A 24,090-nucleotide genomic window follows, 5' to 3' on the forward strand; every position below is an offset into this window, starting at 1 on the left:
TTCGATCTTGGCCTTTTTCAGCGCCTCGTCATCCGCTGGCTGGGCGGCGGGAGTGGGCGCGGCGCTCTGCGCGGCTGCCAAGGTCTGTTCGGCTTCGTGCAGCTGCTGACGCAGACGAGCGAGCTCGGCCTGCTGGTCGTCGTCCGGTGCTTCGAGCTTTTCCAGCTTGCGGAGCTGCGCCTTGAGCATGGCGGCTTCGATCTTGGCCTTTTTCAGCGCCTCGTCATCCGCTGGCTTAGCGGCAGGAGCGGGCGCGGTGCTCTGCGCGGCTGCCAAGGTCTGTTCGGCTTCGTGCAGCTGCTGACGCAGACGAGCGAGCTCGGCCTGCTGGTCGTCGTCCGGCGCTTCGAGCTTTTCCAGCTTGCGGATCTGCGCCTTGAGCATGGCGGCTTCGATCTTGGCCTTCTTCAGCGCCTCGTCGTCCGCTGGGCTGACGGTAGGTGCTGCGCTGGCACTTTCCTGCATGACGGCATCGAGCGCCTGCTGCGCCGCTTCGGCGGCCTTGCGCAGATCGGCGACCTGGGCTTGCAGTTCGGGTGTGTCGTGTGCGGCGAGCTGCTTTTCGGCCTTCTTCAGTGCGACCTGAGCCATGCTGGCTTCGATCTTCAGTTTCTTCTGGGTCTCCGAGAGCCCCGACTTGGGCGCTGCGCTCGGGGTCGCAGCGGTGGTATCAGAGACCACTTGCGCGCTTTCGCCCTGCGCCGCCTTGGCGCGTGCGGCGCGCTCGGCGCGGGCCTTGCGCTCGGCTTCCTTCTGTTCCTCGGCACGGCGCAGGCGCTCCTGGCGCAGTTCGAAGCGCTGCTTGGAATGCTCGGCCTTCTGCTGCTTCTGCTCCAGCTCGCGGATCTCGGCCTTGGCGGCGCGGTAGTACTGCACCAGCGGGATGTTCGACGGGCAGACGTAGGCGCAGGCACCACACTCGATGCAGTCGAACAGATGGTGGGCCTTGAGCTGCTCATGCTCCTGGCCCAGTGCAAAGAAATGCAACTGCTGCGGCAGCAGGCTCACCGGACAGGCCTCGGCGCACTCGCCGCAGCGGATGCAGGGCAGCGCTGGTGGCGGCGGAGGCAGCTCTTCGAGCGTGCTGGCGAGCAGGCAGTTGGTGGTCTTGATCACCGGCACGTCGAGGGATGGCAGGGTAAAGCCCATCATCGGTCCCCCCATGATCAGACGGTTGAGCCTGTTCTGCTCGAGTCCGGCGAACGCCAGCAGTTCTCCGGCCGGAGTACCGATCAGCGCCTCGACGTTCATCGGGCGTGCCAATGCTTCGCCGGTGAGGGTGGTGATTCGCGAGATCAGCGGCTTGCCGAGCAGCACGGCGTCATGGATGGCAACGCAGGTGCCGACGTTCTGGCAGAGCATGCCGATGTCCGCCGGCAGGCCACCGCTGGGCACCTCTTCACCCGTGAGGATCTGGATCAGCTGTTTCTCGCCGCCGGAGGGGTACTTGGTCGGAAAGACCTTGAGCACGAAGGGGCGCTCCCCGATGGCGGCGCGCACCGCGGCGATGGCCTCGGGTTTGTTGTCCTCGATGCCGATCAGCACGGCCTGCGGTTGGATCAGGTGCGCGAGGATTTCGATACCCGCCACCAGTTCGGCGGCTTTCTCGCGCATCAGCAGATCGTCGGCGGTGATGTACGGCTCGCACTCGGTACCGTTGATGATCAGCGTGCGGATGCGCTGTGTCGGTGGCGGGGTCAGCTTGACTGCCGTCGGAAAGCCTGCACCGCCGAGGCCGCTGATACCAGCCTGACGAATCAGCTCGAGCAGCGCCGGACGCTCCAGCGCACGATAATCGAGGTGGGGCTCGAGCTCGATCCAGCGGTCCTCGCCATCGCTATCGATGACGATCGCATTGGCGAGCATGCCTGAAACGTGTGGGTAGGGCTGCGGGCCGATGAAGCTGACCACGCCGGATGTCGGCGCATGGAGCGCGGCGCTGACGAAGCCGCTGGCGACGGCGATCTGCTGGCCCTTGAGCACGTGCTCGCCGAGCGTCACACAGGGTTCGGCGGGCGCGCCAAGGTGCTGCGCCAGCGGCAGAATCAGGCGCTTGGGCAGTGGCGCCGGCTGGATCGGGGTGCGGTTGGACAGCTCCTTGTGCTCTGGCGGATGGATGCCGCCGTGGATGTCCCATACCTTTAGTGAGGTCATGCCGCCTGCTCCCGGTCAGTCGCGATCAGCTGGCCGGGCGCCAGCGGCCGGTTCCACTTCCAGCTCTGCAGGTTGCTGCCGACCTCGATCATGTCGATGCAATCCACCGGGCAGGGCTCGACGCAGAGGTCGCAGCCGGTGCACTCGGAGATGATGACGGTGTGCATCTGCCGTGCGGCGCCGACGATGGCGTCCACCGGGCAGGCCTGGATGCACTTGGTGCAACCGATGCATTCGGCTTCGCGGATATAGGCCACCATCTGCGGTTTCTCGCCGCCTTCGGCATCCAGCGGTTCCGGCTCGACATCGAGCAGGTCGGCCAGCGCCTGGATGGTCGCTTCGCCGCCCGGCGGGCACTTGTTGATCTTGTCGCCGCCGGCGATGGCCTCGGCGTAGGGCTTGCAGCCCGGGTAGCCGCACTGGCCGCACTGGGTCTGCGGCAGCAAGGCATTGATCTGCTCGGCGATGGGGTCGCCCTCGACGCGAAAGCGCACGGCGGCGAAACCGAGGATGGCACCGCCAAGCAGGCACAGGGCGAGCAGTGCAAGCACTGCGATGAGAACCGCACTCATAGCTTGATCAGTCCGGTGAAGCCCATGAAGGCCAGCGACATGAGGCCGGCGGTGATCATGCCGATCGCCGCGCCCTGGAACGATCTGGGCACATCGGCAATGGCGATGCGCTCACGCATGGCGGCGAACAGCACCAGCACCAGGGAAAAGCCCAGCCCCGCGGCGAAGCCGTTCACGGTGGCGGTCAGGAAGGTGAACTCGGCCTTGTTGGCGTTGAGCAGGGCCACGCCTAGGACGATGCAGTTGGTGGTGATCAGCGGCAGGAAGATGCCGAGCACGCGATAGAGCAGCGGGCTGGTCTTGTTTACCACCATTTCGGTGAACTGGACGGTTACGGCGATCACCAGGATGAAGCTGATGGTGCGCAGGAATTCCAGGTCCAGCGGCTTGAGCACGTACTGCTGAACGAGATAGCTGCACATCGCTGCCAGGGTCAACACGAAGGTGGTCGCCAGCGACAGGCCGATGGCCGTCTCGATCTTCTTCGACACGCCCATGAACGGGCACAGACCGAGGAACTGCACCAGCACGAAATTGTTGACCAGAATGGCGCTAACCATGATCAGGGCGAGTTCGGTCATCTAGGGTCTGTTCCCGTTCCGTCGCGCTCTGCGAGAGCCGTGGGGCTAAAGGGCCGCTATTATCGGGAAGCGGCGGCGGGCATACAAGCTGCGGCAGCCGGTCGCGCTGATCCGGCGACATCTGGAGCGGGTCCAGACGCTACATGGCCGCCGGTTGTCCGCCGTTTCAGCAGCTGGCCGCTGGTTGTGGTCTGATGAGCTGGGGTCCATGACACCATCGGAGGTGTTCTCATGAGCATTCGATCATTGTTGGTCCTGCTGTGCCTCGGCCTGGGGGCGAGCCTGCAGGCGCAGGCGGATCGGCGAGACGGCGTCTGGGTGTTCCAGGCTGAAAGCCCCCGCTATTACAACCATGGTTATAGTGCCGGCTACGGCCAGGGCTACAGCCGTGGCTATCGGCACGAAAGCCGTCCGCATCAGTACGATCCGCGCAGCCCCTATTCGCACTATCCGCAGTACCCGCGCAACCTGCCGCCGCGCTATCAGAGCCAGCTGCCACCGCAGTATTACGACCGTCATCGCGGCTTCGAGCGCCGCGACCACTGGCGTCAGGAGCATCGCCATCAGCGGCCACACGTTATTCGTGATGGCCGCGACTATCGGCTGCGGCCGCACTACGAGCGGGACGGGCGCTACCAGCAGTATCGGCGCTGAGTGTGCTTCAGGGCAGATCCAGGAGCGGGTGCGCACCGCTCCATGTTGGCTCGAAGTGGGCGTCGACCACTGCCTGCGGCACCTGGTGGACGTCTGGCCAGCGCCAGTGCGGTTGCCGGTCCTTGTCGATCAGGCGCGCCCGAACGCCTTCGGCGAACTCGGGGTGACGGCAGCAGTTGAGGCTGAGTGCATATTCCATTTGCAGCGCCTGGCTCAGCGACAGTTTCCGGGCACGCCGCTGTTGCTGCCAGACAATATGAGCGCTAAGGGGGCAGCCCGTGCTGAGAGCATGGGCGGATTCGGCGAGCAGCTCGTCGCGGTCGCTCTGGAGGGCGGTCAATGCCTGCCACGCATGGGGTAGTTCAGCCACGTCCAGCAGCTCGTCGATCCGTGTGCGCCGTGGCAGCAACCGGGCATCCGGCAGCCGCTCGGCGGCCTGTCGGCCGAGTGCTCGCAGCAGGCTGTGCAGCTGGCTGTCGGCCTGCTCTTGCCAATTGATCTGCACCAGGCCGTCCAGCAGCTCGGTCTGCTGATCTTCGCGCAGACAGCGATCGGCGAGGTCGAGGTCCAGCGCATCGCGCGCGTTGATCTGTGTACCGGTGAGGGCGACAAACAGGCCCAGCCGGCCGGGCAGGCGTGGCAGGAACCAGCTGGCGCCGACATCCGTGTGCAGGCCGATGGAAACCTCCGGCATCGCCAGGCGGCTGTCCGGTGTGACGATGCGAAAGGTGCCGGCCTGTAGCAGGCCCATGCCGCCGCCCATGACATAGCCATGGCCCCAACAGATCAGCGGCTTGGGGTAGTCATGCATTCGATGGATCAGACGGTACTCGTCGGCGAAGAAGCGTTCGGCGAGCGACGGTATCGTGCCGGGCTCGGATCGGCATGCCTCCGCCAGCTTGCGCACATCGCCACCGGCGCAGAACGCTTTCGGGCCGTTGCCACGCAGCAGTACACAGACCACGGCGGGGTCGGTTGCCCAGCGATGGAACTGGTCGAGCAGGGCTTCGATCATCGGCAGACTCAGCGCGTTGAGTTGCCGTGGGGCGTCCAGAGTGGCGATGGCGATCCGCGTTCCGTGCAGCGCCGGGCGATCTTCGAACGTGACCTTCATGGGGATCCTCGTCGCCTGCGGGGTTGCCGTGGATTATCGGTTGCGCCAGCGTGGGTCGCGCTTTTCCAGGAAGGCATTGACGCCCTCAAGCGTGTCCTCGGCTTCGAACAGCTCGACGAAGGCTTCCCGCTCAGCGGCGGCGAAGGTGTCCGGGATGCGTTGGCGTGCGCCATTGATCAGGGGCTTGATCGCGCGTACGGCCACCGGACTCTGCCGAGCGACACGGGAGGCGAGCAGCAGGGCGTGGCCGCGTGACTGCCCTTGCTCCACCACCTGTTCCACAAGACCGATGCGCAGTGCGGTGTCCGCAGTGATGCGCTCGCCGCAGAGAATCATCCGTTTGGCCCAGCCTTCGCCCACCAGCCAGGCCAATGCCTGGGTGCCACCGGCACAGGGCAGCAGTCCGACCGAGGCTTCCGGAAGCCCCATCTGCGCTTGCTGTTCGGCGATCCGCAGGTCGCAAGCCAGCGCGCATTCCAGGCCTCCACCGAGGGCGAAACCGTTGATCGCGGCAATCGACACGCCGCGGAACTCGCGTAGCGCTTCGAATGCCTCGCCGAAGCGCCGAGCCATTTCGCGGGCCCGGTTGCGATCCCCGTCGGCAAACAGTTTGAGATCCGCCCCCGCGCTGAAGAACTTCTCACCCTGGCCGCAGATCACCAGTGCGTAGATGTCGTCATCATGGTTGAGATGGTCGATGACCTGCTTGAGTCCGATCAGCGACTCGCGGTCCCAGGTATTGGCGGGCGGATGGTTGATGGTGATGAGCGCGGTGTGGCCGTGCTTTTCCACGGTCAGCTTGTGGGTCAGGTCGAAGACGCCAGCCTGGTAGGGCTCTACGGCAGTGCTCATGGTCGAATCCTCGTGGCGGTTCTGGGCTCCGCTGACAGGCGACGGAGTACGTCGCACCTCTTCAGAGTCCTTCAGTGCAGCGAGGTTGCAGCGTTCCGGGCGGTCACGAAACCGGCACGGTGCGCCTGGGCGGGGCCAGTGCGCACCGTGGTTCTCTCACTGTAGCCTAGCTGGCTGGCCGGCCGCGCGGCGCTCTTCCTGCCATTCGGCCAGGGTAGGCGCCGCCTGTTCGCCGGACAGGCGATGGACGATCTCGAAGTAGTCCTGCTTGAAGCGATCCTTGAGTACTTCCTCACGGGGCTTCACGCGCACGGCGTAGACCGTCTGGACGTTCTGATGATCGAACGCTCGCCACTGCTGTTGGCCCTTGAGCAGGCTGTAGCTGTGGTTTTCCAGGGCTGCGATGACCGGCTCGCTGGCAATGGTCTTGGCGCGGCTGACCGCATCCGCCCACTGGTAGACGATGCTGTAAGCCGATGCGGCCGAGCTGGAGGGGTGCGTCTGGTAGCGCTCGCCGAAGTTGCGCACGAACGCCTTGCCGCGCTCGGAGCCTTCCAGCTCGGGCACTCGCCAAGTCCAGGGCTCGGTGCCGAGCACGCCGCGCATGATGTCCGGACCGGCCAGTTCGACCATGGACAAGGTCAGGTTGGGGACGGCAATCTGCATCTTCTTGTTCAGGCCGAGTTCGTCGGCGATGCGCATGGCGCGCACCATGTCCTCGCCGAACAGTACCAGCACCAGAACCTCGGCGCCGCTGTTGGCAGCCTTCTCGAGCGCGGCGCGGTAGTCCGACAGGCGTGCGCCTGGGAAGGCGGTGCGCACACCCTGGTGCTTGCTGGTGTCGACGGTGCCGGTGGCCTGGCGCAGCGAGCTCTCGCTGGTGTGGCCCCAGGTGTAGTCGGAGGTGATGTAGAAGTAGGTCTTGCCCGGCATGTTCTCGTTCAGGTATTGCCCCAGCACCCGTGCACTCATCCAGGCGTTGTTGCACTCGCGGAACATGTAGCGGTGCCCATCCTTGCCGGTGGTGTCGTTGGAGTACGTCAGCGTGCCGAAATAGAGGAGGCCCCGCTCCTTGGCGCGCTTGCTGGCGGCAATCGCCACCGCGCTGGATACGCCCCCGAACAGCATCGCAACGCCTTCATCAGCCATCTTGTCGACGTTGGCGATGGCCTTGTCCGGGCGCGAGGCAGTGTTCCGGCTGATCAACTGCAGCGGGCGACCCAACACGCCGCCGGCCTGGTTGATCTCGTCGACGGCCAGCAGCGCACCGCGCATCTGCGCCAGGCCTTCTTCCTTGTAGCTTCCGGTACGGGGATAGTTGAGACCAAGCGTGATGGGGTCGGCTGCCTGAGCCACAAGACAGAACCCCAGCCCTAGTGCCAGAAGGGTAATCCGGTTCATAGCATGTTCCTTGTTATCGCTTTTGTTATTGGTTTATTGGCAGTGGGCTTTTTTACCTTGCGGCTGGGGCTTGCGTCACTCTTTATGTGAGGCTCGAAAGCCATGCCTGCGTCAGTACGTGAGCCAGGCGCGATTATGACTAAAGGAGGGGGGCTGATATTGCGGCAACGCAACGATTGAGCGGTTTTGTCGTTGACAACCCCACCGAGCTTTCTTAGGGTTCGGCGGCTTGGCCAACCGGAAATCGACCATGACTCAAGACGATCGCATCAGGCTCGAGGCAGGCTGGAAGGATGCGCTGCGCGAGGAGTTCGACAAGCCCTACATGGTCGAACTCGGTGCCTTTCTCAGGCGCGAGAAGGCCGCTGGCAAGACGATCTATCCACCGGGGCCGATGATCTTCAACGCGCTCAATTCGACGCCGCTCGAGCAGGTCAAGGTGGTCATCCTGGGTCAGGATCCCTATCACGGGCCGGGGCAGGCGCATGGCCTGTGCTTTTCCGTGCAGCCCGGAGTGGCGCCGCCGCCGTCACTGCAGAACATCTTCAAGGAACTCAAGCGCGACCTGAATCTGGATATTCCGCAGCATGGCTACCTGCAGCGCTGGGCAGAGCAGGGTGTGCTGATGCTCAACACCTCGCTCACGGTGGAGCGGGGTTTGGCGGGGTCGCATGCCAAGGCGGGGTGGCAGCAGTTCACTGATCGCATCATCGAGGTAGTCGGCGAACGGCGCCCGCACCTGGTGTTCATGCTCTGGGGAGCGCACGCTCAGTCGAAGGCAAAGCTGATCGATGCGACTCGGCATCTGATGTTGAAATCCGTGCATCCGTCGCCGCTATCGGCGCACCGCGGCTTCATCGGCAACGGTCACTTCAGTCGCGCCAATCAGTTCCTTCGGCAGCAGGGCATGCAGCCTATCGATTGGCAGCTTCCGGCGCAGGTGTGACCCGATGCCGGCACGGCGGGCACCGGGTCTGACGGGTCAGTTGCGCTCGCCGTGCTTGGCCTGCAGCTCCTTGGCGTGCGTCAGGTGTTCTTCCAGTTTGGGCAGCGTCTGCTGAGCGAACTGTTTCAGATCGGCGTTCTCGCCGCTCTCTACGTAGTCCCGATACAGCTCGATGGTTTGCTCGTGGGCGACGACCTGGTTGTTGGCGTAGGCCTTTTCGAAATTCTCGCCGTCGCGCAGTTTCAGGATCATGGCCTTGGCCTTGTCCATGAGCGTGGCCTCGTCCGACATTTCGAGATCTTTCTGCTGCGCCAGCTGTGCGAGCTGCTGATTGGCTTTGGTGTGGTCGTCGATCATCTTCTGGGCAAACTGCTTCACATCCTCCGATGTGCCTTTTTCCAGCGCCATCTTGGCTGTCTCGATTTCCGCGATGCCTTTGGCAGAGGCTTCATCGACGAAGTTGTCGCCTCCCGCAGCCAGAGCCATGTTGGCTGCCAGCCCGACGAGCAAGGCGAAAGCGCCTGAGAAGATTGTCTTGGTTGTTTTGTTCATTGCCGTTCTCCTACTTCACCTGGCTCATGCCCGCCGGCAGGCGGGGCACAAGGCGCGATGCGGCGAAATTGCCGTCCCTTTTTGTGACTAGGTGCCTAGGGGACGGTTCCTCGCTTTCAGGCGAACGGCGCGGTGAAGAGATTTACTGCAGCATGGTCATTGCCGCATCCATGGCTGCGGACAGGTCCTCGTCTTCCTGCATCAGCTCGCTTGGGTCGAGCCCCAGCTTGGAAAACGCCGGGACGCTACTCCAGTCCAGCTGCGCATAGGGATGCTGCGTACCCATGTAGCTCTGCAGGGTGGCCACCTGCACGATGTCGACGTAATCGACCTTGTCCGAGTCGCGCTGGAAATTCGTGTACTGGCCGGCGACCGAGGCGATGGCATCCGGAAAATCCCAGGTGCGCAGAATTTTCTCACCGACGATGGGATGGATCTTGTCGATCACATGGTTGAGGCTGAAGGAATCCGCCAGCAGCGCGCTGTGCTCTTCTGCGTAGGTCAGGATGGGCAGGATGCCGATCTGGTGGACAAGGCCGGCGAGCGTCGCCTGATCTGGCATCAGGCGGGTGTAGTGGCGGCAGAGCACATGGCTGATCGCGGCGACCTCGGTGCTCTTGTTCCAGACTTCGCGCATCTTTCGGTCGACCACGTCGGTGGTGGCCTGGAACATCTGCTCCATCGCCAGGCCCGTGGCGAGGTTGCAGGTGTAGTTGATGCCCAGACGGCTGATGGCCATCTGCAGGTCGTCGATTTCTCGGCTGCTGCGCAGCAGCGGACTGTTGACCACCTTGATGATGCGCGCGGTAACGGCGGCATCGTTCCCGATCACCTTGCTCAGCGCGGGAATGCTGATGTTGGGGTCTTCGGCAGCCTCGCGCACGCGCAACGCCACTTCCGGCAGCGTAGGCAGGACCAGTTCATCGTTCTCGATCGCAAGGGTCAGCTCACGCTGGACTTTCTCGGCAAGGGTGCTCATGTCATTCCTTTATGTGTCGGTCAGTGTCGCTTGGGCGCTTCTGTCTGTCGGCTGGCATGCCGCTATGGTGCGCCTCTTTGGTGAATGCTTTCTGGCTCCGGTTCGCACTAGCGCTGGATTTCCTGGTCGGGATTCAGGCTGTAGGGCAGCTCGAGCAGGCTCAGCGGCAAGCCATCCGGCGAGCCGAGGTAGAGTCGGCCGTCAGCGGCAGCGTCTTCCTGCACCACGGCGAGCAATTCGATGCCATCGGCACTGGTCGCCGCCAGTACCACCTCGCCGACGCTGGAGTTATGGACAGGTGAGAACAGTTCCACACCCGGCGCCGGCAGCTCACCCGGTTCACCTTCGACGGCCAGGTGCTGCAGGCGTCGTTTGAGTTTGCCGAGATACTGCATGCGAGCCACGATTTCCTGGCCCGTATAACAGCCCTTCTTGAAGCTCACGCCGCCGAGTGCCTGCAGATTGATCATTTGCGGGATGAACAGCTCGCGCGTGCTGCCAAAGACCTGGCCGATCCCGGCGCGGACCTGATCGAGCAGCCAGCGGTTGACCGGCACCTCGCCAAGCTGCGCGCTCAGGCGGGTGCGAACCTGCTCGGCTTCTGCTTTCGGTGCCCAGAGTTCGGCGCGTCCATCGGGCAGTCGGATGGCGATCAGGCCATTGCCGCGCACGATGCTGTCCGCTGCCTGGGATAGATCCAACCCCAGGCTGACCAGCGAGCCATCTCCGCCAGCGATGCCGAATCGGCACCAGTCAGCGCTTTCGTCGCTCAGGCGAGACTTGGAAAAAACTGCGTACTTGGCGAGGTCGGCCAGCTGCGGTTGCAGCAGTTCGCCGGCCATCGCCAGCAGGTACCCGTCACCCTCCGGTACGATGCGGAAACTCGACTGCATGCGGCCTTTGGGCGTGCAGCGTGCTCCCAGGCTGGAGGTGTGCGCATCGAGGTAGTTGAGATTGCAGGTCAGCTGACCCTGGAGGAACTTGCTGGCATCCGGGCCGCGTACGGCAAGGACGCCTTCATGCGACAGAACGCAGAAATAAGCTGTGTCGGTCATGATCAGTCGTCGTCAGAATCCGGGTGGGCATCATAGCAGGCTGGCGAAAACGGTTGCGTGGGGCGGGTTCGCCGCGGGGCGAAAAAAGCGGCTGATCAGCGCAACGCAGTCGTTATAATGCGCGCCTTCTCAAAAGGAGCCGATGTATGGCTGAGCAATCCGAACTCAATCGTCTGTTCTGGCAAAGCCGTCGCGGCATGCTGGAGCTGGATGTCCTGCTGGTGCCTTTCGTCAAGGAGGTGTATCCGGGCCTCGACGAAGAAGACCAGCGTCGTTATCGCAAGCTGCTCAGTTGCGAGGATCAGGACATGTTCGGCTGGTTCATGCAGCGCGAAGAGCCCGAGGACGAGGATCTGCGCCGCATGGTTCGCATGATCCTCGATCGTGTCCAGCCCAAGTAATCCGCCTTTCGAGTGCCACTGGCGGCCGTCCGGTCTGCTGCTGGCGTTCTATCTAGCCGTTCAGGCATGCGCGCTCACGGCCATTCTGCTGTCTGGCGCGCCGTCTGCGGTACGGCTGGTCTGCCTGCTGCTGTGTTTGACGCATGCCTGGTTCGCGCTGCCGCGCCACATCCTGTTGTCCGACCCGAATGCCTGGCGCGGTCTGCGTCATGATGGGCACGGCTGGCATCTCTGGAGCGAGCGGCACGGCTGGCAGGCTGTTCAGTTACTGCCCGACAGCCTGGCGCTGCCGTTGGTGGTGGTGTTGCGCTTTCGTTTGCCTGGGCGACGCCTTGCCAGCAGTGTCTGCGTGCCTTGTGATGCACTGCCGCACGAGCAGCATCGCCGCCTGCGGCTGTGTCTGAAATTCAGTCGACGTAGGTGGGCGGCACCAGAATAGTGTCGATGGCTTCGGGAAGCAGGTTGGGGTAGTCGAGGGTGTAATGTAGGCCGCGGCTTTCCTTGCGCTCCATCGCCGAACGGATCATCAGGTCCGCCACCAGCGCCAGGTTGCGCAGCTCGAGCAGGTCGCGGCTGACCTTGTAGTTGCTATAGAACTCGTCGATCTCGCTCAGCAGCAGGCGCACGCGATGCTGGGCACGCATCAGGCGTTTGGTGGTGCGCACGATGCCGACGTAGTCCCACATGAAGCGCCGCAGCTCATCCCAGTTGTGCGCGATGATCACGTCTTCGTCGGAATCGGTGACCTGGCTGGCATCCCAGGCGGGCAGGGTCGCCGTGCTGGTGATCTGGGGCAGCTCGCGCACGATGTCCTGCGCCGCGGCGCGGCCGTAGACGAAGCACTCGAGCAGCGAGTTGCTGGCCATCCGATTGGCGCCATGCAGGCCGGTGAAACTGGTTTCGCCGATCGCGTAGAGCCCGGGAATGTCGGTGCGGCCGGCCTGATCCACGACCACGCCACCGCAGGTGTAGTGCGCCGCCGGAACGACCGGGATCGGCTGGGTGGTGATATCGATGCCATATTCCAGGCAACGTTCGTAGACGGTGGGGAAGTGGCTTTTGACGAAGTCGGCGGGCTTGTGGCTGATGTCCAGATAGACGCAGTCGATACCCAGCCGTTTCATCTCGTGGTCGATTGCGCGCGCGACGATGTCGCGCGGAGCCAGTTCTTCGCGGGGGTCGAAGCGGGGCATGAAGCGCTCGCCATTGGGCAGCCTGAGCAGTGCGCCTTCGCCGCGCAGCGCTTCGGTAACCAGGAAGCTCTTGGCCTGTGAGTGATAGAGACAGGTGGGATGGAACTGGTTGAATTCCAGGTTGCCTACTCGGCAGCCTGCGCGCCAGGCCATGGCGATGCCGTCGCCGCACGCGCTGTCGGGGTTGCTGGTGTACAGGTAGACCTTCGCGGCACCGCCCGTGGCCAGCACGACGAAGCGAGACTGAAAGGTTTCGACCTCGCCCGTGTTGCGGTTGAGCACATAGGCACCCAGGCAACGCCTGCCCGGCAGGCCCAGCTTATGCTCGGTAATCAGATCGACCGCGACACGCTGCTGCAGCAGTTCGATGTTGTCCTTCTGCCTGGCCTGGCCGAGCAGGGTGTTGAAGATGGCGGCGCCAGTGGCGTCGGCGGCATGGATGATCCGCCGGTGACTATGGCCGCCTTCGCGAGTCAGGTGGAACTCGAAACCGCCATCCTCGCGGTCAGGGCCCTCGTCGCGTGTAAAGGGTACGCCCTGCTCGATCAGCCACTGGATCGCCTCGTTGCTGTGTTCGACGGTGAAGCGTACGGCGTCTTCGCGGCACAGTCCGCCGCCAGCCACCAGCGTATCGGCGACATGGGATTCCACGGTGTCGGTGGTGTCCAGGACCGCAGCAACTCCGCCCTGAGCCCAATAGGTGGAGCCATTGGACAGGTCGCCCTTGCTCAGTACCGCAATGCGCAGGTCGGACGGAAGGTTGAGCGCGAGGGTAAGGCCGGCGGCACCGCTGCCGATGACCAGCACGTCGTATCGAAGAACCTGGTTCATGTCCATTTCCGCGGAAAAACGAACCCTAGTATATAGACGGGATGTAGCGCCAAAATAGATGACTGTGCAGTTGTCTTCTAACGAACGGAACTTTTTCGTCGGCGGACAGCTCAATAGGCAGTTATGAATGCAAACCAGCTGGCCATCGTGAATGGGCGGTGCGAGTTTGCTATGGACACCAGGACGGCGTCGTCAGCAAATCTGGCGCAACGCTGTGGTGCAATCGCCGTCAGGTATTGCAGGATAGCTTGCTAGGAGGGGGGAGAACTTTTGCGTAAAGCCCGGGTCTATTCTGGCAGGTCGGTTCACTGGTGTGAGCGACGCTGCTCCGACAAGGAGGAGCGTTCATGCTGACTCAGGAGCAGGACCAGCAACTGGTTGAACGAGTGCAGCGTGGGGACAAGCGGGCGTTTGATCTGCTGGTGATGAAGTACCAGCACAAGATCCTTGGGTTGATCGTACGGTTCGTACATGACTCCCACGAAGCTCAGGACGTCGCGCAAGAGGCGTTTATCAAAGCCTATCGCGCACTCGCCAATTTTCGCGGGGACAGCGCCTTTTATACATGGCTGTACCGCATCGCCATCAACACGGCGAAGAATCATCTGGTGGCGCGCGGAAGGCGTCCGCCGGACAGTGATGTGAGCTCCGAGGATGCCGAGTTCTACGAAGGCGATCACGCCCTCAAGGACATCGAGTCACCGGAACGCTCGCTGCTCAGGGATGAGATAGAAGATACCGTTCATCGAACCATTCAACTTTTGCCAGAAGATTTGCGTACGGCTCTAACACTGCGCGAATTTGATGGTCTTAGTTATGAAGACATTGCGAGCGTCATGCAGTGTCCGGTGGGCACAGTACGTTCTCGGATCTTCCGGGCGCGTGAAGCCATAGATAAAGCGTTGCAACCCTTGTTGCATGAATCCTGAGACAGCGGCGACAGCCAAGAGAGGAACCGCCATGAGTCGTGAAGCCCTGCATGAATCGCTGTCCGCGGTGATGGATAACGAAGCGGACGAGTTGGAATTACGTCGCGTACTCGCAGGCGACAACCCCGAGCTGCGTGCCACCTGGTCGCGTTATCAGCTCGCTCGTGCCGCAATGCACAAGGAACTGATCGAGCCGCGCCTGGACATCGCAGCTGCGGTATCGGCTGCGCTGGCCGACGAGGCTGCTCCGGTCAAGGAGCAGCAGCGTACCGGCTGGAGAAGTCTCGGGCGTCTCGCGGTAGCGGCTTCGGTCACGGTAGCTGTTCTGGCTGGTGTACGCCTGTACAATCAGAACGAAGTTGCCGGTCCGCAGCTTGCCCAGCAAGCGCCGCAGCCGACCATCTCCGTCCCGCAGGCCAATCAGGGGCCGACGGTGCTGGCTGGTTACAGCGAGCAGGCCGAGCTGCCCGCGCAGACAGCGGAGTCAGCACCGGTAGAGCGTTGGCATGAGGAGCGTCTGCCTTCTTATGTTCGTCAGCATGCACAGCAGGCTGCCTTTGGCACCGGATCGGAGAGCGCGCTGCCGTACGCTCGTGCGGCCAGCATGGAAGAACGTTAGGGAGAAACATGCGCGTATTACCGCTGTATGTGGTGATGGGGGGCTGGCTATCGATGCCGGCCCTCGCTGCTGATGCCGAGTCCTGGATGGGGCGCCTCGCGATAGCCGAGCAGCAGCAGAGTTATGCAGGGACTTTCGTCTACGAGCGTAACGGCAGCTTTTCCAGCCATGCTGTCTGGCAGCAGGTCGACGGAAAACGGGTGCAGGAGCGCTTCCTCCAGTTGGATGGGGCGCCTGCCGAAGTTCTGTTGGTCGATGGGCAGATGCAGTGCGCCACCGATGAGCTGGCGGCTCAGGTGCGCGAGGCGCAGGTGTGGCACGGTCAGCGTCTGGACCCCAAGGCACTTTCCGAATGGTACGAATTCCGTGAGATCGGTGACTCTCGTGTCGCCGGCCGTTCTGCGGTGGCGCTTGCCGTCGTTCCGCGTGACCAGCATCGTTACGGATTCGAGCTTCACCTCGATCGCGAAACCGCACTGCCGCTCAAGTCCCTGATGCTCAATGAGAAGGGGCAGCTGCTCGAGCGTTTCCAGTATGCGCAGTTCTCTACCGGTCCGATCGATACCCAACAACTGAAGCCAAGTGCCGATTGCAAGCCGGTATCGGTCAGCAAGCGTGAAGCCAACCCCTCTTCAGTCTGGCGTTCCGATTGGCTGCCGGCCGGTTTCAAGTTGCTTGACGCCAACCAGCGTCCGAGTCCCGCGTCTTCCGAAACGGTGTCCTGGTTGTCCTATGGCGACGGCCTGGCCAAGTTTTCGGTGTTTCTCGAGCCTTTGCGCGGCGCCTTGGTCGAGGATGCGCGTAGTCAGATGGGCCCCACCGTCGCCGTGTCCAAGCGCATCAGCACCGAGGACGGTGACGTGATGGTGACCGTCGTCGGCGAGATCCCGCTCGGTACGGCCGAACGCGTGGCACTCTCCATGCGTGCTGGTGCCGAACAGGCGCAGCGATGATCGAAGAGTCGGGGCGGGTCGTTGCGCTGGATGACGGCGCCGTTTGGGTCGAAACTCGGCGCAAAAGCACCTGCTCTGGCTGTTCGGCGAAGAACGGCTGCGGGCAGGGCTTGATGGATACCCTCGGGGTGCGTGAGCAACGAGGGCTGATTCGGGCGCTTAGCGACTTGCAGCTCCAGGTGGGTGACTCGGTCATCGTCGGGGTCCGCGAGGACGTGTTGCTGCGCGGTGCCGTACTTGTCTATCTTCTCCCTCTGCTCATGCTGATGGCGGCGGCAACGCTCGCCGCCCAGTTTTCTGCGCATGAACCGCTCGTCATCCTGGCGGGGTTCGGGGGATTCTTCGTTGCCTGGCTATTCGTGCGCATGAGAAGCCGAACGGTGGCAAGCGATCCGAATCTGCAGCCGGTGGTTTTGCGCGCTATGCTCGCGGGGCCTGCGAGTCCCTGAGCTTCCTTGTTTTGTCAGTGGGGAGACTTGTAGTCATGCTCAATCGAAACAGCTGCTTTGCCTTCGTGGCAGGCCTGGCCCTGTTCGGGCAGGCCGTGGTGGCGCAAGCGCAAGCGGCTTTGCCTGATTTTACGCCGCTGGTTGAAAATGCCTCGCCAGCGGTCGTCAACATCAGTACCAAGCAGAAAGTGCCCACACGTGGGGCCACCGCGCAGATTCCTGAACTCGAAGGGTTGCCGCCGATCTTTCGCGAATTCTTCGAGCGCAGCATTCCACAAATGCCGGGCGCACCGGGCCAGGGCCAGCAGCGCGAGGCGCAATCACTGGGCTCCGGATTCATCATCTCCGATGACGGCTATGTGCTGACCAACAACCACGTGGTGGCCGGTGCCGACGAGATCATTGTGCGCCTGCCCGATAGAAGCGAGCTCGAAGCCAAGCTGATCGGCGCCGACCCTCGCTCCGATGTGGCCGTTCTGAAGGTCGAAGGCAAGGGCCTGCCGACTGTGAAGATCGGGCGCTCCGACGAGCTCAAGGCTGGCGAGTGGGTGCTGGCCATCGGCTCGCCGTTCGGCTTCGACCATACCGTGACCGCGGGTATTGTCAGTGCGACTGGCCGCAGCCTGCCCAACGAGAGCTACGTGCCCTTCATCCAGACCGACGTGGCGATCAACCCGGGCAACTCGGGCGGCCCGCTGTTCAACCTCAAGGGCGAGGTGATCGGTATCAACTCGCAGATCTTCACCCGCTCAGGCGGCTTCATGGGCCTGTCCTTCGCAATTCCGATTGATGTGGCGATGGACGTGGCCAATCAGCTGCGCACCGACGGCAAGGTCAATCGCGGCTGGCTCGGCGTGGTGATTCAGGAGGTGAACAAGGACCTGGCCGAGTCCTTCGGGCTCGAGCGCCCGGCCGGAGCCCTGGTGGCCCAGGTAATGGATGGCGGTCCGGCGGCTCGTAGCGGGCTGCGCGTCGGCGACGTGATCCTCAGCCTCAACGGCAAGCCGATCGTCATGTCTGCGGATCTGCCTCATCTGGTCGGTGCGCTGAAGCCCGGCAGCAAGGCGCGCATGGAAGTGGTGCGCGACGGTGATCGCAAGACGCTGGACGTCAGCATCGGCGCCATGCCGGAGGAAGGCGAAGCGGTGGCGGCGTCTGGCGGTGGCCAGGAGCGCAGCGACAATCGCTTGGGCGTGAAGGTCACCGAGCTGACCGAGGAGCAGAAGAAGAGCCTCGATCTGCCGGGCGGCGTGGTGATCACCGAGATCCTCAATGGCCCGGCAGCGATGATCGGCCTGCGCCCCGGGGATGTCATCACTCATCTGAACAATCAGGCGATCAATTCGGCGGCGACGTTCAGCCGGGTTGCTGAGCAGCTGCCCAAGAACCGCTCGGTTTCGATGCGTGTGCTGCGTCAGGGGCGTGCGAGCTTCATTACCTTCAAGCTGGCCGAGTAAGCGCGGGTTCAGCAAACGAAGGGCGGCTCAGGCCGCCCTTCTTCGTTTCTGCCGTTTGGCCACTGGACGCAGCTGATCGTGATGCGGGCGGCTTGTGCGTGGCACTGCAGGGGCTGATCAGTTACACTTCGCGGCTATTTTCGGCGGGCAATCGGCCCGCGACTACCGAGTGTTGAGCTGTGAGTGACCTGAGTCATATCCGCAATTTCTCCATCATTGCCCATATCGATCACGGCAAGTCGACCCTGGCGGACCGTTTCATCCAGATGTGCGGTGGCCTGTCCGAGCGCGAAATGGCCGCTCAGGTACTGGATTCGATGGACCTCGAACGTGAGCGTGGTATCACCATCAAGGCCCACAGCGTCACGCTGCACTACAAGGCGCGGGACGGAAAGACCTACCAGCTGAACTTCATCGATACCCCCGGACACGTCGACTTCACCTATGAAGTCAGCCGCTCGCTGGCCGCGTGCGAGGGCGCGTTGCTGGTGGTGGATGCCGGTCAGGGGGTGGAGGCACAGTCGGTTGCCAACTGCTACACCGCCATCGAGCAGGGCCTCGAGGTCATGCCGGTGCTCAACAAGATGGACCTGCCGCAGGCAGAACCCGAGCGCGTCAAGGAAGAGATCGAGCACATCATCGGCATTGATGCCACCGATGCGGTTGCCTGCAGTGCCAAGAGCGGAATGGGCGTCGACGAGGTGCTCGAGCGTCTAGTCGCAGTGATTCCTCCGCCCACCGGTGATATCGAGGCGCCGCTGCAGGCGCTGATCATCGACTCCTGGTTCGACAACTACCTGGGTGTGGTGTCGCTGGTGCGGGTACGCCACGGTCGCATCAAGAAGGGCGACAAGGTGCTGGTGAAGTCCACCGGCAAGGTGCATCAGGTGGACAGCGTAGGTGTCTTCACGCCCAAGCACACCGCCACCGCCGATCTCAAGGCCGGCGAAGTGGGCTTCATCATCGCCGGGATCAAGGATATCCATGGTGCGCCGGTGGGCGATACCCTGACGCTCTCCAGCACGCCGGACGTGGAGATGCTGCCCGGCTTCCAGCGCATCAAGCCGCAGGTATATGCCGGCCTGTTCCCGGTCAGCTCCGACGATTTCGAGGACTTCCGCGAAGCCCTGCAGAAACTCACGCTCAACGACGCGGCACTGCAATACGAGCCGGAAAGCTCCGAGGCGCTGGGGTTCGGATTCCGCATCGGCTTCCTCGGCATGCTGCACATGGAGATCATCCAGGAGCGCCTGGAGCGCGAGTACGACCTGGACCTGATCACCACGGCGCCGACGGTGGTCTACGAGCTGCTGCTTAAGAACGGCGACACAATCTACGTCGACAACCCGTCGCGCCTGCCGGACCTGTCCTTCATCGAAGACATGCGCGAACCCATCGTGCAGGCCAACATCCTGGTCCCGCAGGATCACCTCGGCAACGTCATCACCCTGTGCATCGAGAAGCGCGGCGTGCAGCGCGACATGCAGTTCCTCGGCTCGCAGGTTCAGGTGCGCTACGACCTGCCGATGAGCGAAGTGGTGCTGGATTTCTTCGATCGTCTGAAGTCGGTGAGCCGTGGTTACGCCTCGCTGGACTACAGCTTCGTGCGTTTCCAGTCGGCGAACCTGGTCAAGCTGGACGTGCTGATCAATGGCGAGAAGGTCGACGCTCTGGCATTGATCGTGCACCGAGACAATGCGCATTACAAAGGCCGTCAGCTGACCGAGAAGATGAAGGAGCTGATCCCACGGCAGATGTTCGATGTGGCGATCCAGGCGGCCATCGGCGGGCAGATCGTCGCGCGGACCACGGTCAAGGCGTTGCGCAAGAACGTTCTGGCGAAATGTTACGGCGGCGACGTAAGCCGTAAGCGCAAGCTGCTGGAAAAGCAGAAGGCCGGTAAGAAGCGCATGAAGCAGGTAGGCAGCGTGGAAATCCCGCAAGAGGCGTTCCTCGCGGTACTGAAGGTAGATAGCTGATATGTCGATCAATTTCCCGTTGTTGCTGGTTATCGCCGTGGCCGTCTGCGGTCTTTTGGCACTGAGCGATCTGTTGTTCTTCGCACCCCGGCGTCGGGCTGCGATCGCCAACTACGAAGGGCGCACCGGGGAAATCGATCCATCGACGCTGGAGGCGCTGAACAAGGAGCCACTGCTGATCGAGTATGGCAAGTCCTTCTTCCCTGTGCTGGCCATCGTGCTGGTACTGCGCTCGTTTCTCGTCGAACCCTTCCAGATCCCGTCCGGTTCGATGATTCCGACGTTGGAGGTCGGTGACTTCATCCTGGTCAACAAGTTCGCCTACGGCATCCGCCTGCCGGTGGTGGACACCAAGGTGATCGAAGTCAGCGATCCGAAGCGCGGCGACGTGATGGTCTTCCGCTATCCCAACGAACCCAGCATCAACTACATCAAGCGGGTCGTCGGTCTGCCGGGTGACACCGTGCGCTACAGCAGCGACCGCCGTCTGTTCGTCAACGATCAGCCGGTGGCCGAAATACTGGTCGGCGAAGAGCCGGGCAGTCTCGGCAGCGCCGTGCTGTATCGGGAAAAACTTGGCGAAGTGGAGCACCTGATCCGCAAAGAAATGGGGCGCTATCGAATCGAACCGAGCCGCCAGTGGACCGTGCCGGCCGAGCATTACTTCATGATGGGCGACAACCGCGACAACTCCAACGACAGCCGCTACTGGCAGGACGACTCGATCCCCGCCGAGCTTGCTGGCATGGTTCCGGACCGCAACATCGTCGGCAAGGCCTTCGCCGTGTGGATGAGCTGGCCCGATCCGAAACTCAGCAATCTGCCGAATTTCTCCCGCGTGGGCCTGATTCACTGAAAGCTGTGAATTGCGGCCCCCGTCGAGCGTAGTGGGCTCGTTATATTTGTCCTGCCCCGATCGGTGGGTATCGTTACGACATAGAGGTCGACATGAGTTTTGCGCGTTCGCAAAAAGGGCTGTCCATGCTGAGCTGGATCATGCTCCTGGCGGTTGTGGCGTTTGTGGCCAGCACCGGGTTCAAGATGTTCCCGCATTATTTCGACTACATGTCCATGGACAAGATCATCCAGTCCGTGGAAACCGACGAAGCGCTTGAGATTCGCAGCGTCGGGGAGTTCTATAGTCATGTCAGCAAGGGGATGCAGGTGAACGGCATCCAGAATATCGATCTGAAGGAAGCGCTGAAGGTCGAGATCCAGAACAATGAATTCAGGGCACACCTGAAGTACGAAAAACGCGAGCCGCTGATCCGCAATCTCGATCTGGTGGCGAACTTCGACAAAGAATATCGCCTAAGGATGCCGTGAGCACTTCGTTAGCCCGCCTCGAGCGCAAGCTCGGCTATCAATTCAAGGACCAGGAGCTGATGCTCCTGGCCCTTACCCATCGCAGCTATGCCGGACGCAACAACGAGCGTCTGGAGTTTCTCGGCGACGCCATCCTCAACTTCGTTGCTGGCGAGGCGCTGTTCAACCATTTTCCGCAGGCCCGTGAAGGCCAGCTGTCGCGGCTGCGGGCCCGGCTGGTCAAGGGCGAGACGCTTGCCGTGCTGGCACGCGGCTTCGAGCTTGGTGATCACCTGCGTCTCGGCTCCGGTGAACTCAAGAGCGGTGGCTACCGCCGCGAATCGATTCTGGCCGATACCCTCGAGGCGCTGATCGGCGCCATTTATCTCGATGCCGGCATGGATGTCGCCCGTGAGCGGGTTATCGCCTGGCTGGCCAACGAGCTGCAGGGCTTGACGCTGGTGGACACCAACAAGGATCCCAAGACCCGCCTGCAGGAGTTTCTGCAGTCGCGTGCCTGTGAGCTGCCGCGCTACGAAGTGGTGGACATCCAGGGCGAACCGCATTGCCGCACGTTCTTCGTCGAATGCCAGGTGGCCTTGCTCAACGACAAAACTCATGGGCAGGGCGCCAGTCGCCGCATTGCCGAACAGGTTGCCGCAGCAGCCGCACTGATCGCCCTGGGCGTGGAGAATGGACATGACTGACGAGCAGCAACAATCCGAAGACGTCAGCCGTTGCGGTTATGTCGCCATCGTCGGCCGGCCGAACGTCGGCAAATCCACCTTGCTCAACCACATCCTCGGGCAGAAGCTGGCGATCACCTCGCGCAAGCCGCAGACGACCCGTCACAACATGCTCGGCATCAAGACCGAGGGCAGCGTGCAGGCGGTCTATGTCGATACCCCGGGTCTGCACAAGAATGGCGAGACCGCGCTCAACCGCTACATGAACCGCACCGCGGCCTCGGCGCTGAAGGATGTCGACGTGGTGATCTTCGTCGTCGACCGCACCCGCTGGACCGATGAAGACCAGGCCGTGCTGGAGCGCGTGCAATACGTCACCGGACCGCTGATCGTCGCCGTCAACAAGACCGACCGCATCGAGGACAAGGCCGAGCTGCTGCCGCACCTGCGCTGGCTGGCCGAGCAGCTGCCGAATGCCGAAATCGTGCCGATCTCCGCGCAGCACGGGCAGAATCTGGAAACCCTGGAACAGCTGGTGGCCGAGCGCCTACCCGAGGGCGAGCACTTCTTCCCGGAAGATCAGATCACCGACCGCAGCAGCCGCTTTCTTGCCGCCGAGCTGGTGCGCGAGAAGATCATGCGTCAGCTTGGCGCCGAGGTGCCGTACCAGATCACCGTCGAGATCGAGGACTTCAAGCAGGAAGGCCACGTGCTGCACATCCACGCGCTGATTCTGGTCGAGCGCGACGGGCAGAAGAAGATCATCATCGGCGACAAGGGCGAGCGCATCAAACGCATCGGCCAGGAAGCGCGCAAGGACATGGAGGTCCTCTTCGACTCCAAGGTCATGCTCAACCTGTGGGTCAAGGTGAAGGGCGGCTGGTCCGACGACGAGCGCGCACTGCATTCGCTGGGCTATCAGTAACACCCTCTTCGCACTCACCCGTGCGCATTGCGCACGCCCTGGGCCGCCATGCACCAGCCTGCATTCGTTCTGCACAGCCGTCCGTACAAGGAAAGCAGCGCGCTGGTCGACCTGTTCACTCCGCAGGGGCGGCTGCGCGCCGTCATGCGTGCGGCGCGGGGCAAGGCCGGCAGCCTGATTCGTCCGTTCGTATCGCTGGAAGTCGAACTGCGCGGCAAGTCCGAACTGAAGACCGTTGCCCGCCTGGAAAGCGCCGGGCCCGCCCACTGGCTCGATGGCCAGGCGCTGTTCAGCGGCATGTACCTCAACGAACTGCTGATCCGCCTGCTGCCGGCGGAGGACGCGCACCCTGCACTGTTCGAGCATTACGTCGCGACTCTGCCGGCGCTGGCCGAGCACCGGCCGCTTGAGCCGTTGCTGCGGGCCTTCGAATGGCGACTGCTCGACGAGCTGGGCTATGGTTTTGCCGTCGACATCGATATCGCCGGTCAGCCGATCGACGCGCAGCGGCTGTATCGGCTGGTGCCGGACGCCGGCCTGGAGCCGGTTGTGGGATTCCAGCCAGGGCTGTTCAATGGCGCGGAACTTCTCGCGATGGCCGAGGCCGACTGGCAGGTGCCGGGCGCGCTGGCCGCCGCTAAGCGGCTGATGCGCCAGGCTCTGGCACCGCATCTGGGCGGCCGACCGCTGGTCAGCCGCGAACTGTTCATGAATCTGAAGGAGTCCCCGCGTGACTGAAGCCAATCGAATCCTGCTCGGTGTCAACGTCGACCATGTCGCCACCCTGCGCCAGGCCCGCGGCACCCGCTATCCGGACCCGGTCAAGGCCGCGCTGGACGCCGAAGAGGCAGGCGCGGACGGCATTACCGTGCACCTGCGCGAGGACCGTCGACATATCCAGGAACGCGATGTGCTGATGATGAAGGACGCCCTGCAGACGCGGATGAATTTCGAGATGGGTGTCACTGAGGCGATGCTGGCCTTTGCCGAGCAGCTGCGGCCGGAGCATGTCTGCCTGGTGCCGGAAACCCGCCAGGAGCTGACCACAGAGGGTGGGCTGGATGTCGCCGGCCAGGAGGCGCGCATTCGCGAGGCGGTGGAGCGGTTGCGCGGCTGCGGTGCGGAAGTCTCGCTGTTCATCGATGCCGATCCGCGGCAGATCGAGGCAGCTGCCCGGGTCGGTGCGCCGGCCATCGAACTGCACACCGGTCGCTATGCCGATGCTCACAGCGTGGCGGAACGTGCCTGCGAACTGGCGCGGATTCGCGACGGTGTCGAGGTCGGTCTCAGCCACGGGCTGATCGTCAATGCCGGGCATGGTCTGCACTACCACAACGCCGAGGCCATCGCCGCCATCCGTGGTGTCAATGAGCTGAACATCGGTCACGCCATCGTCGCTCATGCGCTGTTCGTCGGCTTCAAGCAGGCGGTCAAGGAAATGAAGCATCTGATCCTCAGCGCCGCAGCGCGAGGGTGAGACAAGCCGTCCGCTGAAGAGCGCAT

26 protein-coding genes are annotated in these 24,090 nt (G+C 62.9%); 16 read left to right on the plus strand and 10 right to left on the minus strand.

Features of this window, described 5'->3' with window-relative positions; genetic code table 11:
- The 3 genes from rsxC to rsxA all read right to left on the minus strand — a co-directional run.
- Positions 1 to 2,154: electron transport complex subunit RsxC (gene rsxC / locus VF716_RS13080; RefSeq protein ID WP_440552742.1), on the minus strand; the 2,154-nt coding region annotated here is incomplete at its 3' end.
- Positions 2,151 to 2,726 carry an electron transport complex subunit RsxB gene (rsxB, locus tag VF716_RS13085; protein WP_011912393.1) on the minus strand — a complete coding sequence of 192 codons (576 nt, stop codon included), beginning with the start codon at positions 2,724 to 2,726 and terminating at the stop codon, positions 2,151 to 2,153. The genes rsxB and rsxC, both read right to left, overlap by 4 nt.
- Positions 2,723 to 3,307, minus strand: a complete 585-nt coding sequence (gene rsxA, locus VF716_RS13090) for an electron transport complex subunit RsxA (RefSeq protein WP_011912394.1) — start codon at positions 3,305 to 3,307, stop codon at positions 2,723 to 2,725. Before rsxA ends, rsxB begins: the two co-directional genes overlap by 4 nt.
- A gap of 231 nt (positions 3,308 to 3,538) precedes the next feature.
- Between rsxA and VF716_RS13095 the strand changes: the two genes are divergently transcribed.
- Positions 3,539 to 3,961, plus strand: a complete 423-nt coding sequence (locus VF716_RS13095; RefSeq protein ID WP_125866628.1) for a hypothetical protein — start codon at positions 3,539 to 3,541, stop codon at positions 3,959 to 3,961.
- Positions 3,962 to 3,968: 7 nt separating this feature from the next.
- Here VF716_RS13095 and VF716_RS13100 read toward each other — a convergent pair whose 3' ends face one another.
- The 3 genes from VF716_RS13100 to VF716_RS13110 all read right to left on the minus strand — a co-directional run bounded on the left by VF716_RS13100 (position 3,969) and on the right by VF716_RS13110 (position 7,328).
- The gene (locus VF716_RS13100) at positions 3,969 to 5,075 is read right to left on the minus strand and encodes an enoyl-CoA hydratase/isomerase family protein (protein ID WP_111481675.1); all 1,107 of its coding nucleotides are present in this window, start codon (positions 5,073 to 5,075) and stop codon (positions 3,969 to 3,971) included.
- A 33-nt stretch (positions 5,076 to 5,108) separates the two neighbouring features.
- Entirely contained in the window at positions 5,109 to 5,927 is an 819-nt protein-coding gene (locus tag VF716_RS13105) for an enoyl-CoA hydratase (protein ID WP_049325600.1), read from the minus strand.
- A 156-nt stretch (positions 5,928 to 6,083) separates the two neighbouring features.
- Entirely contained in the window at positions 6,084 to 7,328 is a 1,245-nt protein-coding gene (locus VF716_RS13110; RefSeq protein WP_440552743.1) for an ABC transporter substrate-binding protein, read from the minus strand.
- Between the two features lie 250 nt (positions 7,329 to 7,578).
- Between VF716_RS13110 and ung the strand changes: the two genes are divergently transcribed.
- A complete protein-coding gene (gene ung / locus VF716_RS13115; protein ID WP_013982071.1) occupies positions 7,579 to 8,274 on the plus strand; it encodes a uracil-DNA glycosylase in 696 nt (231 codons plus the stop codon).
- Between the two features lie 36 nt (positions 8,275 to 8,310).
- On the opposite strand, the gene VF716_RS13120 is transcribed toward ung, so the two are convergent.
- From VF716_RS13120 to ygfZ, 3 genes are all read right to left on the minus strand, one after another.
- On the minus strand, positions 8,311 to 8,826 hold the full coding sequence (locus VF716_RS13120; RefSeq protein WP_111481677.1) for a DUF4142 domain-containing protein: 516 nt from the start codon (positions 8,824 to 8,826) through the stop codon (positions 8,311 to 8,313).
- Positions 8,827 to 8,968: 142 nt separating this feature from the next.
- Positions 8,969 to 9,805, minus strand: coding sequence for an HDOD domain-containing protein (locus VF716_RS13125; RefSeq protein WP_011912400.1), 837 nt, complete (start codon positions 9,803 to 9,805; stop codon positions 8,969 to 8,971).
- A gap of 107 nt (positions 9,806 to 9,912) precedes the next feature.
- A complete protein-coding gene (gene ygfZ / locus VF716_RS13130) occupies positions 9,913 to 10,860 on the minus strand; it encodes a CAF17-like 4Fe-4S cluster assembly/insertion protein YgfZ (protein ID WP_013982073.1) in 948 nt (315 codons plus the stop codon).
- Positions 10,861 to 11,006: 146 nt separating this feature from the next.
- On the opposite strand from ygfZ, the gene VF716_RS13135 reads away from it, so the two are divergent.
- Both VF716_RS13135 and VF716_RS13140 read left to right on the plus strand, forming a co-directional pair.
- Positions 11,007 to 11,261: an FAD assembly factor SdhE gene (locus VF716_RS13135; RefSeq protein WP_011912402.1), complete on the plus strand. Its 255-nt coding sequence runs from the start codon at positions 11,007 to 11,009 to the stop codon at positions 11,259 to 11,261.
- Positions 11,245 to 11,700: a protein YgfX gene (locus VF716_RS13140; RefSeq protein ID WP_049325603.1), complete on the plus strand. Its 456-nt coding sequence runs from the start codon at positions 11,245 to 11,247 to the stop codon at positions 11,698 to 11,700. Before VF716_RS13135 ends, VF716_RS13140 begins: the two co-directional genes overlap by 17 nt.
- Here VF716_RS13140 and nadB read toward each other — a convergent pair.
- On the minus strand, positions 11,669 to 13,285 hold the full coding sequence (nadB, locus tag VF716_RS13145; RefSeq protein WP_230486049.1) for an L-aspartate oxidase: 1,617 nt from the start codon (positions 13,283 to 13,285) through the stop codon (positions 11,669 to 11,671). The two genes, VF716_RS13140 and nadB, sit on opposite strands and share 32 nt — an antisense overlap.
- 347 nt (positions 13,286 to 13,632) lie before the next feature.
- On the opposite strand from nadB, the gene rpoE reads away from it, so the two are divergent.
- From rpoE to pdxJ, 12 genes are all read left to right on the plus strand, one after another.
- On the plus strand, positions 13,633 to 14,214 hold the full coding sequence (rpoE, locus tag VF716_RS13150) for an RNA polymerase sigma factor RpoE (protein ID WP_003282114.1): 582 nt from the start codon (positions 13,633 to 13,635) through the stop codon (positions 14,212 to 14,214).
- A 31-nt stretch (positions 14,215 to 14,245) separates the two neighbouring features.
- Positions 14,246 to 14,833, plus strand: a complete 588-nt coding sequence (locus tag VF716_RS13155; protein WP_014596050.1) for a sigma-E factor negative regulatory protein — start codon at positions 14,246 to 14,248, stop codon at positions 14,831 to 14,833.
- A gap of 8 nt (positions 14,834 to 14,841) precedes the next feature.
- Positions 14,842 to 15,786, plus strand: a complete 945-nt coding sequence (locus VF716_RS13160) for a MucB/RseB C-terminal domain-containing protein (protein WP_125852872.1) — start codon at positions 14,842 to 14,844, stop codon at positions 15,784 to 15,786.
- Positions 15,783 to 16,235 carry a SoxR reducing system RseC family protein gene (locus VF716_RS13165; protein WP_013982078.1) on the plus strand — a complete coding sequence of 151 codons (453 nt, stop codon included), beginning with the start codon at positions 15,783 to 15,785 and terminating at the stop codon, positions 16,233 to 16,235. The genes VF716_RS13160 and VF716_RS13165 overlap by 4 nt, the downstream gene beginning before the upstream one ends.
- A 35-nt stretch (positions 16,236 to 16,270) precedes the next feature.
- Positions 16,271 to 17,692 (plus strand): DegQ family serine endoprotease, encoded by a 1,422-nt coding sequence (locus VF716_RS13170; RefSeq protein WP_011912408.1) that lies wholly within the window; start codon positions 16,271 to 16,273, stop codon positions 17,690 to 17,692.
- A 179-nt stretch (positions 17,693 to 17,871) separates the two neighbouring features.
- Positions 17,872 to 19,671, plus strand: a complete 1,800-nt coding sequence (lepA, locus tag VF716_RS13175; protein WP_013982080.1) for a translation elongation factor 4 — start codon at positions 17,872 to 17,874, stop codon at positions 19,669 to 19,671.
- A 1-nt stretch (position 19,672) separates the two neighbouring features.
- Positions 19,673 to 20,527 carry a signal peptidase I gene (gene lepB, locus VF716_RS13180; RefSeq protein ID WP_013982081.1) on the plus strand — a complete coding sequence of 285 codons (855 nt, stop codon included), beginning with the start codon at positions 19,673 to 19,675 and terminating at the stop codon, positions 20,525 to 20,527.
- 92 nt (positions 20,528 to 20,619) lie between these two features.
- Positions 20,620 to 20,997: a DUF4845 domain-containing protein gene (locus VF716_RS13185; protein ID WP_011912411.1), complete on the plus strand. Its 378-nt coding sequence runs from the start codon at positions 20,620 to 20,622 to the stop codon at positions 20,995 to 20,997.
- Positions 20,994 to 21,683 carry a ribonuclease III gene (gene rnc / locus VF716_RS13190; RefSeq protein ID WP_013982082.1) on the plus strand — a complete coding sequence of 230 codons (690 nt, stop codon included), beginning with the start codon at positions 20,994 to 20,996 and terminating at the stop codon, positions 21,681 to 21,683. The genes VF716_RS13185 and rnc overlap by 4 nt, the downstream gene beginning before the upstream one ends.
- The gene (gene era / locus VF716_RS13195; protein WP_013982083.1) at positions 21,676 to 22,587 is read left to right on the plus strand and encodes a GTPase Era; all 912 of its coding nucleotides are present in this window, start codon (positions 21,676 to 21,678) and stop codon (positions 22,585 to 22,587) included. The genes rnc and era overlap by 8 nt, the downstream gene beginning before the upstream one ends.
- Positions 22,588 to 22,635: 48 nt before the next feature.
- Positions 22,636 to 23,325, plus strand: a complete 690-nt coding sequence (recO, locus tag VF716_RS13200) for a DNA repair protein RecO (protein ID WP_049325607.1) — start codon at positions 22,636 to 22,638, stop codon at positions 23,323 to 23,325.
- Positions 23,318 to 24,064 carry a pyridoxine 5'-phosphate synthase gene (gene pdxJ / locus VF716_RS13205; RefSeq protein ID WP_011912415.1) on the plus strand — a complete coding sequence of 249 codons (747 nt, stop codon included), beginning with the start codon at positions 23,318 to 23,320 and terminating at the stop codon, positions 24,062 to 24,064. The genes recO and pdxJ overlap by 8 nt, the downstream gene beginning before the upstream one ends.
- Positions 24,065 to 24,090: the final 26 nt, after the last annotated feature.

The sequence above is a fragment of the Stutzerimonas sp. Brlt_14 genome (assembly GCF_051948915.1).
Classification (GTDB): domain Bacteria; phylum Pseudomonadota; class Gammaproteobacteria; order Pseudomonadales; family Pseudomonadaceae; genus Stutzerimonas; species Stutzerimonas stutzeri.

Excerpts from the sequence above, each read along its gene's own strand:
- VF716_RS13105 (WP_049325600.1), bottom strand. The coding sequence starts at position 5,927 with ATGAGCACTGCCGTAGAGCCCTACCAGGCTGGCGTCTTCGACCTGACC.
- ygfZ (WP_013982073.1), bottom strand. The coding sequence starts at position 10,860 with ATGACCGACACAGCTTATTTCTGCGTTCTGTCGCATGAAGGCGTCCTT.
- VF716_RS13160 (WP_125852872.1), top strand. The coding sequence starts at position 14,842 with ATGCGCGTATTACCGCTGTATGTGGTGATGGGGGGCTGGCTATCGATG.
- rpoE (WP_003282114.1), top strand. The coding sequence starts at position 13,633 with ATGCTGACTCAGGAGCAGGACCAGCAACTGGTTGAACGAGTGCAGCGT.
- nadB (WP_230486049.1), bottom strand. The coding sequence starts at position 13,285 with ATGAACCAGGTTCTTCGATACGACGTGCTGGTCATCGGCAGCGGTGCC.
- VF716_RS13170 (WP_011912408.1), top strand. The coding sequence starts at position 16,271 with ATGCTCAATCGAAACAGCTGCTTTGCCTTCGTGGCAGGCCTGGCCCTG.
- VF716_RS13100 (WP_111481675.1), bottom strand. The coding sequence starts at position 5,075 with ATGAAGGTCACGTTCGAAGATCGCCCGGCGCTGCACGGAACGCGGATC.
- lepB (WP_013982081.1), top strand. The coding sequence starts at position 19,673 with ATGTCGATCAATTTCCCGTTGTTGCTGGTTATCGCCGTGGCCGTCTGC.
- recO (WP_049325607.1), top strand. The coding sequence starts at position 22,636 with ATGCACCAGCCTGCATTCGTTCTGCACAGCCGTCCGTACAAGGAAAGC.
- VF716_RS13110 (WP_440552743.1), bottom strand. The coding sequence starts at position 7,328 with ATGAACCGGATTACCCTTCTGGCACTAGGGCTGGGGTTCTGTCTTGTG.
- VF716_RS13095 (WP_125866628.1), top strand. The coding sequence starts at position 3,539 with ATGAGCATTCGATCATTGTTGGTCCTGCTGTGCCTCGGCCTGGGGGCG.
- VF716_RS13125 (WP_011912400.1), bottom strand. The coding sequence starts at position 9,805 with ATGAGCACCCTTGCCGAGAAAGTCCAGCGTGAGCTGACCCTTGCGATC.
- era (WP_013982083.1), top strand. The coding sequence starts at position 21,676 with ATGACTGACGAGCAGCAACAATCCGAAGACGTCAGCCGTTGCGGTTAT.
- VF716_RS13185 (WP_011912411.1), top strand. The coding sequence starts at position 20,620 with ATGAGTTTTGCGCGTTCGCAAAAAGGGCTGTCCATGCTGAGCTGGATC.
- ung (WP_013982071.1), top strand. The coding sequence starts at position 7,579 with ATGACTCAAGACGATCGCATCAGGCTCGAGGCAGGCTGGAAGGATGCG.
- VF716_RS13135 (WP_011912402.1), top strand. The coding sequence starts at position 11,007 with ATGGCTGAGCAATCCGAACTCAATCGTCTGTTCTGGCAAAGCCGTCGC.
- rsxA (WP_011912394.1), bottom strand. The coding sequence starts at position 3,307 with ATGACCGAACTCGCCCTGATCATGGTTAGCGCCATTCTGGTCAACAAT.
- VF716_RS13155 (WP_014596050.1), top strand. The coding sequence starts at position 14,246 with ATGAGTCGTGAAGCCCTGCATGAATCGCTGTCCGCGGTGATGGATAAC.
- VF716_RS13165 (WP_013982078.1), top strand. The coding sequence starts at position 15,783 with ATGATCGAAGAGTCGGGGCGGGTCGTTGCGCTGGATGACGGCGCCGTT.
- rsxB (WP_011912393.1), bottom strand. The coding sequence starts at position 2,726 with ATGAGTGCGGTTCTCATCGCAGTGCTTGCACTGCTCGCCCTGTGCCTG.
- VF716_RS13120 (WP_111481677.1), bottom strand. The coding sequence starts at position 8,826 with ATGAACAAAACAACCAAGACAATCTTCTCAGGCGCTTTCGCCTTGCTC.